The organism is Dyella sp. LX-66, assembly GCF_018599165.1.
In the GTDB taxonomy this organism is placed as follows: Bacteria; Pseudomonadota; Gammaproteobacteria; order Xanthomonadales; family Rhodanobacteraceae; genus Dyella_D; species Dyella_D marensis.
In genome coordinates, this window is the sequence record NZ_JAHFVJ010000011.1 from 16,441 (window position 1) to 29,777 (window position 13,337).

At 65.4% G+C, this 13,337-nt stretch carries 15 protein-coding genes; 5 read left to right on the forward strand and 10 right to left on the reverse strand.

Going from position 1 to position 13,337, the window contains the following annotated elements; all coding sequences use genetic code 11:
* Nucleotides 1-82: 82 nt before the first annotated feature.
* Complete coding sequence (locus KK141_RS18240; protein ID WP_214572539.1) at nucleotides 83-511, reverse strand: RcnB family protein; 429 nt, start codon at nucleotides 509-511, stop codon at nucleotides 83-85.
* Between the two features lie 413 nt (nucleotides 512-924).
* On the opposite strand from KK141_RS18240, the gene KK141_RS18245 reads away from it, so the two are divergent.
* Nucleotides 925-1,641, forward strand: a complete 717-nt coding sequence (locus KK141_RS18245; protein ID WP_214572540.1) for a hypothetical protein — start codon at nucleotides 925-927, stop codon at nucleotides 1,639-1,641.
* Between the two features lie 76 nt (nucleotides 1,642-1,717).
* On the forward strand, nucleotides 1,718-2,563 hold the full coding sequence (locus KK141_RS18250) for a transporter (protein ID WP_214572541.1): 846 nt from the start codon (nucleotides 1,718-1,720) through the stop codon (nucleotides 2,561-2,563).
* Between the two features lie 60 nt (nucleotides 2,564-2,623).
* Here the strand turns inward: KK141_RS18250 and KK141_RS18255 are convergent, their stop codons facing one another.
* A complete protein-coding gene (locus KK141_RS18255; protein ID WP_214572542.1) occupies nucleotides 2,624-3,613 on the reverse strand; it encodes a zinc-dependent alcohol dehydrogenase family protein in 990 nt (329 codons plus the stop codon).
* Nucleotides 3,614-3,732: 119 nt separating this feature from the next.
* The gene (locus tag KK141_RS18260; protein ID WP_214572543.1) at nucleotides 3,733-4,659 is read right to left on the reverse strand and encodes a LysR family transcriptional regulator; all 927 of its coding nucleotides are present in this window, start codon (nucleotides 4,657-4,659) and stop codon (nucleotides 3,733-3,735) included.
* 269 nt (nucleotides 4,660-4,928) lie between these two features.
* Here KK141_RS18260 and KK141_RS18265 point away from each other — a divergent pair, with 269 nt between their 5' ends.
* Nucleotides 4,929-5,909 carry an MBL fold metallo-hydrolase gene (locus tag KK141_RS18265; RefSeq protein WP_214572544.1) on the forward strand — a complete coding sequence of 327 codons (981 nt, stop codon included), beginning with the start codon at nucleotides 4,929-4,931 and terminating at the stop codon, nucleotides 5,907-5,909.
* Between the two features lie 26 nt (nucleotides 5,910-5,935).
* Here KK141_RS18265 and KK141_RS18270 read toward each other — a convergent pair whose 3' ends face one another.
* The 7 genes from KK141_RS18270 to KK141_RS18300 form a co-directional block, all read right to left on the reverse strand.
* Nucleotides 5,936-6,811, reverse strand: coding sequence for a pirin family protein (locus KK141_RS18270; RefSeq protein ID WP_214572545.1), 876 nt, complete (start codon nucleotides 6,809-6,811; stop codon nucleotides 5,936-5,938).
* 188 nt (nucleotides 6,812-6,999) lie between these two features.
* On the reverse strand, nucleotides 7,000-7,908 hold the full coding sequence (locus KK141_RS18275) for a LysR family transcriptional regulator (protein ID WP_214572546.1): 909 nt from the start codon (nucleotides 7,906-7,908) through the stop codon (nucleotides 7,000-7,002).
* A gap of 145 nt (nucleotides 7,909-8,053) precedes the next feature.
* Complete coding sequence (locus KK141_RS18280) at nucleotides 8,054-8,473, reverse strand: DoxX family protein (RefSeq protein ID WP_214572547.1); 420 nt, start codon at nucleotides 8,471-8,473, stop codon at nucleotides 8,054-8,056.
* Between the two features lie 218 nt (nucleotides 8,474-8,691).
* Nucleotides 8,692-9,393: a DUF4440 domain-containing protein gene (locus tag KK141_RS18285; protein ID WP_214572548.1), complete on the reverse strand. Its 702-nt coding sequence runs from the start codon at nucleotides 9,391-9,393 to the stop codon at nucleotides 8,692-8,694.
* Nucleotides 9,390-10,070 (reverse strand): AraC family transcriptional regulator, encoded by a 681-nt coding sequence (locus KK141_RS18290; protein ID WP_214572549.1) that lies wholly within the window; start codon nucleotides 10,068-10,070, stop codon nucleotides 9,390-9,392. The genes KK141_RS18285 and KK141_RS18290 overlap by 4 nt, the downstream gene beginning before the upstream one ends.
* Nucleotides 10,071-10,207: 137 nt before the next feature.
* Complete coding sequence (locus KK141_RS18295; RefSeq protein WP_214572550.1) at nucleotides 10,208-10,741, reverse strand: tetratricopeptide repeat protein; 534 nt, start codon at nucleotides 10,739-10,741, stop codon at nucleotides 10,208-10,210.
* A 49-nt stretch (nucleotides 10,742-10,790) separates the two neighbouring features.
* Nucleotides 10,791-11,291 carry a DUF1440 domain-containing protein gene (locus tag KK141_RS18300; RefSeq protein ID WP_214572551.1) on the reverse strand — a complete coding sequence of 167 codons (501 nt, stop codon included), beginning with the start codon at nucleotides 11,289-11,291 and terminating at the stop codon, nucleotides 10,791-10,793.
* 167 nt (nucleotides 11,292-11,458) lie between these two features.
* Here KK141_RS18300 and KK141_RS18305 point away from each other — a divergent pair, with 167 nt between their 5' ends.
* Nucleotides 11,459-12,544, forward strand: coding sequence for a histidine kinase (locus KK141_RS18305; protein ID WP_214572552.1), 1,086 nt, complete (start codon nucleotides 11,459-11,461; stop codon nucleotides 12,542-12,544).
* Complete coding sequence (locus KK141_RS18310) at nucleotides 12,541-13,329, forward strand: LytTR family DNA-binding domain-containing protein (RefSeq protein WP_214572553.1); 789 nt, start codon at nucleotides 12,541-12,543, stop codon at nucleotides 13,327-13,329. Before KK141_RS18305 ends, KK141_RS18310 begins: the two co-directional genes overlap by 4 nt.
* Nucleotides 13,330-13,337 lie beyond the last annotated feature (8 nt).

The window sequence follows — 13,337 nt, forward strand, 5'->3', positions numbered from 1 at the left end:
GAAAATCGACACCGCCGGAGAATTTTTTTCGGCATTGCGTGGCGTGCCGGAAGAAAGCGCTCTCCCGGCACGCCGATCGAGATCAAAGCCCGGTAGCGATATCGATCACCACGCCGCTGGAGATCAGCGTCAGATAGAACTGCCCTTCATCGGCGCGTACCCAGCGATAGCCAGGTTCCGGACGGCGCAGGTGATAGCGCTCGTAGTCGGTAATGTAATACGTGCGGCTGTAGTAGCGATCCGGCAGGCGATCGCCCCGCTTGTACCAGCCAAGATGTCTGCCATTGTCATGGCGCCCCTCGTTCTTGGGATTGTGACCGCGACCGGGACCGTCGTCGTCATCCCACTGCCTTCCATTGCCATTGCCATTGCCATTGCCATTGCCATTGCCATTGCCATTGCCGTTGCCGTTGCCATGACCACGGCCATGGCCATCTTGCGGAGACGCCATGGCCACACCGCTGCCGGCAAGCAAAACCATCGCGATGGCGAGAGAAATAAAGCGCTTCATATTGGCTTCCCCGGAATAAGTGGATTGGATAAGCGCGGTCTTCGAAAACCGTCCGTCACGTTAGCTCGCGCCCGGCATCGGCGCAAAAAGCTGCGCCATCTCATGATTTCCGGCAGCGGTAATCGCTTCTTGCGCAGAAAGCTTCACGCAAGAAAATAGCCCCAATTTCGTGATGAAAAGCACGGCTTTTGTCGATGTCTAACTCGCGGCTGAAGCGTTCCAATCGGCTCGCTGAACTTCGCATGCACGCATCCTTTTCTTATTTTCTTCACTCGGACAGTATCCGCCGCCGAGGCCATGGCGCACGCAACTCTGCTGCGATGCCACATGAAAGGTGCGGAGTGCATCAGCCGCTTTTGCAGCGGCACCTCGCGAGGAACCCATCAAACCCATATGCGTTGCCAGGGCGAATCATGAAAAGACATTTCCTCGCGTTTTCCGTACTGTGTGCGGCCATCGGCCTCGGCGTGGCCGGGGGGGCGACCGCGCAGACGGCCACGACGACGACGACCACCACCACGACGTCCGTGGAATCCACCCGCATCAGTAACTCCTACACCACCTTCGCCGGCTCCGCCGGCAACGCCAACGCACTGGTCACCGGCCTGCGCGGCGGTACATCGGTGGTGCTGGTGACGCCGGCCACGGCGACCACGCCAGCCGTGCAGACCACCTTTACGCCAGCCACCGGCCCGATGGGCTGGGGCAACGTCAACATCGCGCTGGCGCTGGCCCAGGCAGAACTGACCAAGGCCGGCATTGCCAACCCGACGGCGGCCGATCTGCAGGCCGCGCTCAACGGCGGCACCATCACGACCTCCACCGGTACCGTGCAGTTGTCCGGCGTGCTCAGCGCGCGCGCGTCCGGCGAAGGCTGGGGAGAGATCGCCAAATCGCTCGGCTTCAAAGTCGGCGAGGTGATGGGCCAGGCCAAGGCGCATGGCCCAGTGCCGTCGACCGCCGATATCGAGCACGGCCCGAAGGCAGACAAGGTCGCTAAGGCCGACAAGGCTGACAAAGCCGACAAAGTGGCGAAGGCCGACCGTCCCGATAAGCCCGACCGCCCGGCCAAGGCCGATCGCCCGGACAAGCCCGAGCGCCCTGACAAGCCGGAACACGGCGGCCGCTGAGCCTGCCCGATAACTACGACAAGACGAGGAGGCCCGCACAGGGCCTCCTTTTTGCTGCTGCCCCAAGGAAAAGAACATGAAGCTGAAGAATGCAAGCACGCTCGCCGCCCTCGGTGTGCTGGGCCTGATGGCCCAGGCGGCGCACGCCGAAGACTCGCCCGCCGTGAAGGTCGGCGCCGGCATCGACTACACCTCAGGCAAGTACGGTACTTCCGAAACCACCGACATCACCCAGGTGCCGGTTTCGTTCGGCTACGACACCGGCGACTGGTCGCTGAAGCTGGTCGTGCCGTATATCCGCGTATCCGGCCCGGACAACGTGATCCCGGGCGTAGGCCCGGTAAAGAACGGCAATCCGAACGGTCGCGGAAAGGGCAAAGGCAAGGGGCAGTCGGGCAGCACCACGACGACCACCGCCGACACCACCACTACGGGTTCGGCATCGGGCCTGGGCGATGTCATTGCATCGGCCACGTACTCGGCCTACCGCAACGACGCCGCCAACTTCGGCATCGATCTCACCGGCAAGGTGAAGTTCGGCACCGCCGACGAAGACAAGGGCCTGGGCACAGGCAAGAACGACTACACGGCAGCGGTGGATCTGTACAAGGGCTTCGGCCGTTGGACCGTGTTCGGCGGCGCCAGCTACACCTGGCTGGGCAGCTCCGAGTACATCCGCCTGAATAACGTGTTCGGCGCGAATGTCGGCCTCGGCTACAAGATCGACAACCAGAGCAGCATCGGCGCGTACTACGACTACCGCGAGAAAGCCGCCAGCACGAGCTTCTCGCGCAGCGAAGTGACCGGCTACTACTCGTACAAGTTCGCCAGCCAATGGAAGGCGCAGGTGTATGCCAGCAAGGGCTTCACCGACGGCAGCCCGGACTGGGGCGTGGGCGCTTCGGTGGCGTATTCGTTCTAAGCCGCGCGGCATCCGGCCTGTCGTCGAAGACAAGCCGGATGCCGCGCTGATGTGCACGGCCTATACGGTGACGACGATCTTCCCGACCTGCTGGCCGGCCTCCATATAGCGGTGGGCATCCGCGATCCGGTCGAACAGGAACACCTTGTCGATCAGCGGCCGCAGTGCCTTGCTGGCCAGCCCGTGGCTGATGAAGGCCTTGGCGCCCTCGATCTTCCTGGCGTCCTTGGTGATCTCGAAAAGCTCGTAGCCGCGCACCGTCAGATGCCGCGACAGCATGTCCATTACCGGCACCGCGAGGTCGCGCGCGTCGAGCGCTCCGTACAGATAGAACAGGCCTTCGAAGGAAAGCGCCTGCATCAGCGTCCTGGCATTCGGTCCGCCCACCGGGTCGAACGCGATGCGTGCGCCCTTGCCGTTGGTGATCTCCATGACGCGCTCCACCAGGTCCGGCGCATCGCTCTGCAGGGCCAAGGCAGCACCGGCGGCACGCAACGACTCCATCTTGGCGGGGCTGTTGGTCAATGCGATGGGAATGGCGCCGACCATGTTGGCGATCTGGATCGAGGCCAGGCCGATGCTGCTGGTCGCCGCGCCGAGCAGCACCGCGTCGCCCGCGCGCAGACCGCCCATGTCGATCAGCGCGCCATAGGCGGTGGTGAACATCATCCAGGTGGCGGCGGCCTCTTCGTAGCTCACGCCGTCGGGAACCCTTACCACCGCATGCGCAGGCGCATTCACCAACTCGCCGTACATGCCGTAATCGGCGAAGGAGAACGCAGGTATCACGCTCACCCTGTCGCCTACCGCGAAACCGCTGACGCCCGCGCCGACGGCGACTACGTCGCCCGCGGCCTCGTAACCCAGCTTGGCCGGGAAGCGCGGCTCGATAACATACTGCCCGGTGCGGTACATCACCTCGGCGCGATTGATGCCCAGCGCCTTCACCCGGATCTGGACTTCATCCACTTGGGGCGCGGATACGCCGGCCTCTTCGATCTGCAGGACTTCCGGACCGCCGACACGATAAAAACGCACTAGCCTTGCCATGACACTGCCTCCGCGAGAGTAAGCGCGGCGAAGCGGCATGCATGCCCGGCTCGACGCTACGGCCTGAAACTCTAGGCGGCGAACACTTGCGGATAAACGCGCAAAACCAGGATTGACTGTTAATGCGCCGATGAATAATCAGCGTGGCCCGGACAGGTGCGGCCGATAAGATCGGTCAGCCAGTCGACGAATACGCGGGTCTTGGCCGGCAGATGAGCGCGCTCGGGATACATCACGGAAATAGGCTTGGGGCTAGGTGGCAAATGCGGCAGCACCTCCACCAGATGCCCGCTGTTCAAATAAGGCTCCAGCGCCGGACGCACGCCCTGCACCAGGCCCAGGCCCGCCAGGCCGCAGGCCAATAGCGCCTCGGAGTCGTCGGTCAGCATGCTGCTGTCGAGCTTCAAGCGGATTTCTTCTCCATCGCGTCGAAAGGTCCAATCGACGATGCGGCGATGCCTGCCGCTGTAGAAGTTCACCGCTTTGTGCAATGACAGCTCTTCCAGCGTGGCCGGCATGCCGTGCTGCGCCAGGTATCCGGGTGAGGCGCAGGTGACCATGGACACCGCGCCTATGCGCCGCGCGACCAGGCTGGAATCTTTCAATTCGCCGAGCCGCACTACGCAATCCACGCCCTCACCCACCAGGTCGACCGGCTGGTCGCTGGCGCCGAGCACGATCTCGATCTGCGGATATCTGCGCCTGAAATCAGGCAACGCGGGAATCACCACCGCCTTGGCCAGGGTAACGGCAATATCCAGCCGCAGACGGCCCTTGGGCGCGACCCGGCTTTGCGGGAAGTGGGCGAACGCATCGTCGATACCCGACAAGAGCTGGACGCAGCGGCGATAGAACTCGTCCCCTTCGGCGGTGACGCTCACCTTGCGCGTGCTGCGGTTGAGCAGGCGGGTGCCGAGTTCCTGCTCCAGCTCCTGGATCGCCTTGGAGACCACCGGCCGGTGCAGCTGCATGCTGTCCGCGGCGCGCGAGAAGCTGCCGCGTTCGACGATCTGCACATAGATACGCATCGCTTGCAGCCGGTCCATAACCTGGCCTCGCCCATGGATGTCGGTAAGCGCTACGCCGATGGCGGTCGAGTGCGCCCGGCTTCGCCGCGCGAATAGATTAACCGCTTCCCGCGTGCCGGTCGTTCGAGCCCGTTAACGCGCCCGCCATTGTTAATCGGCCGAATAACACTGAGTCATCGGCGCGCGTATTTATGCGCGCAGGCTTCGGTCATAGATTGAAGTGGCCAACAACGGCGCCCCTCCCTTCGATGCCTTTTCATCACTGCGCGAAACCACGGATTTTCACCATGCACAGCTTTTCCATTTTCAAGCGATCGAACTGGCTGCTCGCCGTTGCACTGGGTCTCGGCACGGTCGCGCCCTGGCATGGCGCCGAAGCCGCTACCGCGCAGATCGGAAAGACCGATGCGACTTACTATCGCTTCATGCTGGGCAAGTTCGAGGTAACCGCGCTCTCCGACGGAACCACGCCCCTGCCGGTCGACCAGTTACTGACTCACACCACGCCTGAGCACGTGAAAGCGATGCTGGCCGCCCAGCATATCGGCCTTCCTTTCGAAATGAACTTCAACGCCTATCTGGTCAATACAGGCAGCAAGCTCGTCTTGATCGACACGGGAGCCGGCGGCTTGTTCGGCCCCGACCTGGGCAGGATGGCCGCTGCCTTGAAGGCCTCCGGATATGCACCGGAGCAGATCGACGAGATCTATATCACCCACCTGCATCCGGACCATGTCGGCGGACTGGTGTCCGATGGGAAAGCCGTATTTCCCCGCGCCGTGGTTCGTATCGACCAGGCCGAAGGCGACTTCTGGCTGAGCCGTGCGAATCTGGAAAAAGCATCCGCCGATGAAAAGCCCTTCTTCGAAGGTGCCCGGCAGGCGCTGAAGCCCTACATGGACGCAGGCAGGTATCGCCCCTTCTATGGCGCCACCGAGCTGATGCCCGGCATCAAGGCGCAACCGTTGGCCGGCCATACGCCCGGACACACCACGTATCTGCTGGAAAGCGAGGGCCAGAAAATGCTGGTCTGGGGCGACGTCATCCACGTCGGCCCGATCCAGTTCGCCCATCCGGATATCGCGATCCATTTCGACGTGGACAGCCAGGCGGCGCAGGCCGCGCGCCAGAAGCTGCTGGCCGAGGCCGCGCGGCAGGGATACTGGATCGCCGCCGCGCATCTTTCGTTCCCGGGCATCGGCCATGTGCAAGCCGATGGCAGGCAGGGCTATCGCTGGCTGCCTGCCGAGTACTCGGCCATCCACTAAGCCGCGTTTTCGACGCGCGGCGGTGCTTACTTGAGCCGTCCCTGCCGCTGCAGTTCGCGCCCGAGTTCGGCGATGCGGGCCTCGCCGCGAGCCAGCGCCTCGGCGCTGGTGTGCACCGAGTAATAGCCCAGCGCCAGCTCATGCGGATGCCTGGCGGCCGAGCCGAACACGAACTCCGTATCGCGCACGGCCAGGAATTCGATGGCTTTCTCGCCTTCCTCGAAGCTCACCATCTCACCGGCATCGATCGCATTGGGCACCCACAGCTGACCGCTGCTCACCGCGGCCCAGGCCACTTCATGCCCGGCCGGCGGCTGGTAGCGCCAGGTCTCGCCGGCACGCAGACGGACGGCGAAGTAGTTGATCGGCGAAGGTGCCTCGATCACGGCCTTGGCGCGCCCATAGCTACCCAGCAGCACGGTCACCGGGCCTTCGCTGTTCAACGAAGCGGGGCCGACGTATGCGCTGAAAGGCTGGCCGAGCTCCTTCGCGGGCGGCAGCGCCACCCACAGCTGGAATCCGCGCAGGCGATCGGCATCGCCGAAGCCGCCGCCGTGCCAGGCTCCACTGCCGGCCTGCATCCATTCCATCCAGCCGTGCTCGATGCTGCCCTTGCGGCCCAGGTCGTCCTCGTAGTCGACCGCGCCTTCGAACAACCAGGTCAGCGTGGCGATGCCCGAGTGCGGATGCAGGCCCATCCGCGGTGCGGCATTGCGCGAGAGATCCTTGGCGTCGATCAGGTCGAGGAACACGAAGGGCTTGAGTTCTTCGCCGAGATCCGAAGGACTCATCAGGCGGGTGATCGGGCCGTGCGAGCGGCCGCGAGTGCGGTAGACGATCGCGCGGTGCAGGTTGTCTTCCACGGCGATGTGGGTTTCGCGATAAGGCATGGTCTTGAGCATGTGCATGGACTCCCTTGCAAAGGCGGTCGTGACATTGGGGTGGGCGGAACGATCCGGCGCGGGATCGCGCCACCACGACAATGTGGACCTCGCCAGCCGCGGGCAGTAGCCGGTGCTGGCGGATTTGATTCGTCCATCAGTGGAAGGAATCGGCCGCGGAGCGCGGCCATGCGCGGGCACGGGCCGCGTCAGGACGGCACGTGCACCAGTCCCGTGGCGAGCATCCGGCTCATCAGGAAATCGATGAACGCACTCACCGCGCGCGGCATCTGGCGGCGGCTCTGGTAGACCAGGAACAGCTCCAGGCCTTCGACGCTGTAATCGGGCAGGACACGCACCAGTTCACCGTCGCGCAGGTAGGGCGTGGTCATGATGTCGGGCAGCAAGGCGATACCCATGTCGGCAACGCAGGCCTTCAGCAAGGCCAATGCCGCATTGGCGCAGAAACGTCCGCGCACTTCCACGTCGGTAGCGCCATCGGGCCCGTCTAGATGCCACACCACCCGGCCGGCAGCCGATGGGTTGGCAATGCAATCGTGGTCGGCGAGATCGTCCAGCGACTGCGGCACCCCGCGCGCCGCCAGATAACTGCGGCCCGCCACCAGGCAGGCGCGGTTGCTGCCGACGCGGCGGGTGATCAGCGTGGGCTCGGTGACCGCACCGGTGCGGATGGCGATGTCGATCCCTTCGGCCACCAGGTCGGCGCGTGCATCGCTGAGCGCGAACTCCACCCTTACCTTGGGGAAATCGGCCAGAAACTCGTTGATCCAGGCCAGCTCGAACCAGTTGAAGAAATCCGCCGGCGCCGCCACGCGCACCTTGCCGCTGGGCACCTGGCTGCCTTCGGCCAACTCCAGGGTGGCTTCCGACAGGGCTTCAATCTGCTCGGCGCTGCGTGCGTAAAGCGATTCGCCGGCGTCGGTGAGAGCCAGCTTGCGGGTCGACCGGTGCAGCAGGCGCAGACCGAGTTGTTCTTCCAGTTGCTGGATGCGCCGGCTGGCAGTGTTTGATGGCATGCCGGTGCGGCGCGCGGCTTCGGCAAAACTGCCTGCCTTTACCACCTGCACGAACAGCGCAATATCGTTCAGATCGACCATGGCCAGCCTCCGCGCGGAAGCCTCCGTCGCGGAGACCAGGCCATTGTCCACAACACCGGGACTGAGCGCACCAGGCAGCCGACGGCACCGCCGTTGCGAAACCGGCGGTGCCGCGGATTGCTTGCCATGATCGTGCATGGACGGATCAGCCGCCGTTGCGCGCATCCAGGCTGTAGCGGCCGGCACCGTGCGAAGCGAGCAGCAGGAAGGCACCGGCGATGGACACGTTCTTCATGAACATGATCATCTGGATCTGATCGGCCAGATGGTTGTGAAACAGCGCCGCCGTCAGCAGGGTGAAGCCGGCCAGCAGCACCGACACGATACGGGTCTTCCAGCCGGCGATGATGGCGATGGCGCCGCCGGCTTCGGCCAGGATCACCAGCGGCAGCAGCGCACCGGGAACACCGGCGGAAGCCATATAGCCGGCCGTGGCGGAATAAGCGGCGATCTTGCCGACGCCGGACATCAGGAACAGCACCGAGAGCAGGATGCGCCCGGCAAGTTCCGCGCTGTTGCGCAGCGTGGCCGATTCGGCGGTGGCAACCAGGGTTTGGGTGGACATGGCGGTACTCCTCAGGAGTGGACATCTGGATGAAGAAACAAGTGGCGATGCGAGCCTGGTGCGGGCCTGAATCGGCGGCCCGTCCCTGCTCCGCTCCGGCGCGCATTGGCCTGGAGCGATTCGCGTGCCGGTAATTTAGGCACGCGGCGATTGCGCCACTAGACGCCCGAATGGGATTTCACTCGTCCACGCATGGGTGCAATCCGCACCGCTTCGGGCTAAGGCAGTCTTGCCCAGCTCACGTCATGCCCTTCGCGCCGCAAGGCGAAAGCCACCACCTTGCCCTGCCCGTCGCGCCGGAATACCAGGCGCTTGCGCGGTTGCCCTTTGAGGAAGAACACGTCGGCGGCTTCGGCCAGCAGCGGCTGCAGCGTGCCGCCCTCGGTGCCGCCCAGCAGGATGCCGTGCTCGATGCGCACGACGTAGTGCAGATCGGGCGCCGCCTGGTAGCGGCCCGTGTACTCGGCCAGTTTCGTCGCCGGCAAGGCGATCGCCGGCGGATCGTCGTTGACGACGTAGACGTGCGCGGAGGCCAGCTTCCACTCGTTCCGTTCGAGCCGCCAGGTTTCGGTCATCAGGTAATGCGCGAGCAGCGCCTGGCCATGGAACATCTCGTGCTCTTCGTCCTGGTGGATGACGAAGGCGCTGTCGCCGTGCCGTTGCACACGGTATTCGGTGATCGCGATGGAACCGCTGACGCCATGCGGCAACGGCACCAGCGACTTGAGGAAGGCCTGGCGGTCCATGATCCTGCCGTTCTCGTCGACATAGATGGCATCGTCGGCCAGCGTGCGCTCCCACAGTGCGCGGTCGCCGGGGGCAATCGCATCGAGCAGCGCCTGGTCCTTCGCGCGCAGCGTGGTTTCGAGCGGGGCTTCGGCGGGGCCGGCCAGGGCGAGAGCGAGCAGGAGAGCGATCATTCCGGCAGCGTGGCACCGTTGTCGGTGGGCGTCTTGAACGAATGTGACCTCGCGCGCCAGGCCGTTGGCGTTGCGCCGGTCAGGCGCGAAACGGAGCGTGTCATATGGGCCTGATCGGCAAAACCGCAATCGCCAGCGATCGCCGCCAGCGGTTTGCGTTCGCCAGTGATGCGCAGCCACGCGGCACGTGCGCGCGCATCGGCACGGAAACGACTGGGCGACACGCCATACAGCCGAGTGAAGCCGCGCGACACCGTCTCGCGCGCGATGCCCAGGCGTTCGGCCCATGCGTTGATCGCCGGCGCATCGGGTTGCATCAACGCAGCGGCGAGGATATCGGCGGGGTCTTCCATCAGGGACGGCCGCGTCGGCCTGCACGCAAGCTGCTCGCGCAGGGCTGCCGCCGCTTCCACCACGTCGCGCTCCGCCAGGCGCGCCAGCATGTCCACGTCGCAGCCGGCATGGACGCCGCCGCAGCCCTCGTCGCGCGGCCAGGCAAGGCGCAACACGGTCAGTCCGGCGCTCAGCATCCGATCGGCATGGCAATCGAGTGTGGGCTGGACCAGTACGTCGCCTGCCGCGACGCGCATGCGACCGGCACAGCTGGCTTGCTCGAAGCAGCCCCGCAACAGCACCGTGGCATAGGCATTCGTAATGCTGGTGCCGGGGCGGCGCATAGCCGGGCGCGAGGCGCTCGATGCCGCGCCGTGCCATGCGAAAGCCTTGTGGTGTCGCCATGCGTCGCACCTCGCGCGTTTCGCCGCTCTATAGCAACGCTGACGTGCGGCAGGAAGTGCGGATCGTCGTGGTGCGGCTACCAGGTCGCGCCGGTCCAGCGGGACGCGTGTGTCGCCACGGTCCGCTGGTAGCGGGAGAGATGCGGGCCGAGCGTGTTCAGCAGCAGGCCCGCGGCGTCGATCGCGCGGCCCTGGGCCAGATAGGTCAGCGCCATGATGGCCCTGGCTTCGTCATGCAGCGTGGCGGGATGGCCGGGTTCCAGATGGCGGTCCAGCTCGGCCTTGAGCAGGCGTTCGCTTTCGTCCAGCCGGCCGAGCGCGCGCAAGGTGCTGCCCAGCTGGATATTCGCGCGCGCCCGCCGGTACTCGTCCAGTGCACCGGTGGCCAGCGCCGCGCGGTACAGCGGCTCCGCCTGTGCTTCCATGCCCGCGGTGTCACGCGCGCAGGCCCGCTCGAAAAGCGCCAGCGCATCGCCGTCGGGACGTTCCCGCGCCAGCGTGTCGATCGATTGCACCAGCTCGGCGGGCGCCATGGACGGCGCGCTTCGCCAGATGTCTTCGATACGAGCTTCCCATGCGGGATCCATACCGGCCGGATCGGAAACCGTCATACGCCACTCCGCTGAACTTCTGGCGATCGCCAGATTCGCCGGCACCCTATCAGCGATCCATCGCCACGGCGACCTTGCGCAGCAGCCGCTGCCGGTAACGCGCGGCCAGCAGCGCCATCGGGATGCCCACCAGCACGATATGGCTGAACCATTGTTCGCCCAGGCCGATCATGTTCACGCGCTGGAGGATCGACGGCCAGCGCAGCGGAAGCACGATCAGGTACATCACGCACCACAGGCTCAGGCCATACAGGCTGCCGGCGATGAAAGGATGCCGCCCGGTCCATGCCCACTGGCGCGCCAGCACCATGTAGACCGAGGCCATCACGCTCATGATGGCGAAATGCAGCAGTACGCCGGCCAGCATTCCCGCCAGGCCCGCGTTGCGTGCGCCGGGCCAGACGCCGGAGGCAATGGCGAACAGCACGCCGAGCGGCGGGTGGCCTTCGAGCATGGCATAGACGAAGGCCGAGCCCAGGTCGAGGAAACCGGCGATCAAGGTCGCCTTGATGATGAGCCGCGTCGACTCGTTGTATGCATCGTTCGCCATCGTGTGCTCCCGCATTCCAGGCCAGACTCCTCGCTGGAGTCGGCCGGCAGGCTAGCAACCGATTCCGCGGCGCAGTTGCGCTTTTCGGTGGGCGGACCGCTTGCGACCGTCAACCGGTACGTGGATGGCTTCCACGCATACCTGGCGTGGCGCAAACTCTTCTACCCATGACGGAATCCATCGATCCCAGGCAGCGCCCCCGGTTCTGGCTGATCCACTTCGGTGGATGGCTGGGCTATGGCGTGGTCAGTGCGCTGGGCGCGCTGCCCTATCGCAATGTTTTTCCGGTGCTGATGTATTTCCTCGGCACCACGGCGATGGCATTTCTGTGCAGCCCGGTCATCCTCGCCATCAGCCATCGACTGGCGGTGGCGAAGGCGTCGTGGCCGCGCACCTTCGGCATCGTCATCGCCTGCGCCTATGCGATGGGCATCGTGTGCTCGACCACCGGCGCCGCGCTGGAAACGGCGTTCGGCCATCCGCCGGCGGAGTCGGCGCATTGGTATGCGGTGGCCTTCGTCGGCTTCGCCAACGCCTTCAGTCCCACGCTGATGCTGGTGGCGTGGGCCGCGCTCTATCGGGGTGCCTGGCATTGGCAGGAAGCGCAGCAGCGCGAGCGCCAGTGGCTGCTCGCCGAGACGCTGGCGCGCGACGCGGAGCTGAAGGCACTGCGCTACCAGATCACGCCGCACTTCCTGTTCAACACGCTCAATGGCGTCTCCACCCTGGTCGGCGAGGGCGAGACCAGCGCGGCGCGGCGCATGATCGCCCTCCTTGCTGACTTCCTGCGCTCGACCCTGGAGCCCACGCGGCAAGGCGACGTAAGCATGGCGAAGGAGCTGACCCAGGTGCAGCAGTACATCGAGATCGAGCAGATCCGCCTCGGCGCGCGCCTGGCCGCTACGGTGCAGTGCGATGCCGGTGTGCTCGATACGCCGGTGCCGCATCTGCTGCTGCAACCGCTGGTGGAAAATGCGATCCGCCATGGCATCGCGCCGTTCGTCGAAGGCGGTAGCTTGTCGCTCAGCGTGACCGGCGATGGCGAGGTCGTGCGCATCCTTATCCGCAACCGTGCCGAGGGCATGCTGAAGAAGCGGCCGGAGGGCGGTGGCCTGGGGCTGGCGAACACACGTGCCCGGCTTGCCGCGCGTTACGGCGATGGCTATCGCTTCGACGCGCAAGGCACGCCGGACGGTGGCTGGGAGACGCTCATCGAGATCCCGCAACTTGCCGCTACAGGTCCGGCGGCATGATCCGCGTGCTTATCGTCGACGACGAACCGCTGGCGCGCCGCGGCGTGCGGGTGTGCCTGCGGCGGGTCGACGATGTCGACATCGTGGGCGAAGCCGACTCCGGCGAGAGCGCGCTGGAACAGATCAAGGCCCTGCGCCCGGCCCTGCTCTTTCTCGACGTGCAGATGCCTGGCATGGACGGCTTCGAGATGCTGTCCAGGCTCGATCCCGCCGAGCTGCCGCTGGTGATCTTCCTGACCGCCTACGATGCCTATGCGCTGGAGGCGTTCCGCGTGCATGCGCTGGACTATCTGATGAAGCCGATCGACGACGACCGCTTCGACGAAGCGCTGCGCATCGCGCGGCATCGCCTGCACGAGCAACGGGCCGGCGAGCAGGTCGACCAGCTGCTGCGGCTGTTGCAGGCCGGCACCTCGCCCGGCGATGCATGGCTGACCCGCTTCGAGGCCAGGCAGGGCGGCCGGACGCTGTGGATACCCGCGGACGAGGTCGACTGGATCGAGGCCAGCGGCGATTACGTGATCCTGCATTGCGGCCCGCGCATGCACATGCTGCATGCGCGCATGGATGGGATCGAGCAGCGCCTCGATCCCGCGCGTTTCACGCGCATCCATCGCTCGACCATCGTCGCGCTCGACCGCGTGCGCAGGTTCGCCCTGCTGCCGACGCGCGATGCCTTGCTCACGCTGGCCGACGGTACCGAGCTGCGGGTGAGCCGGCGTTTCCGGCATCGGCTGCGGCTGGATGCGGCGGGTGTTGCCGCTGCGCCGCCGGGTTCGGTCTGAAGCGCCTT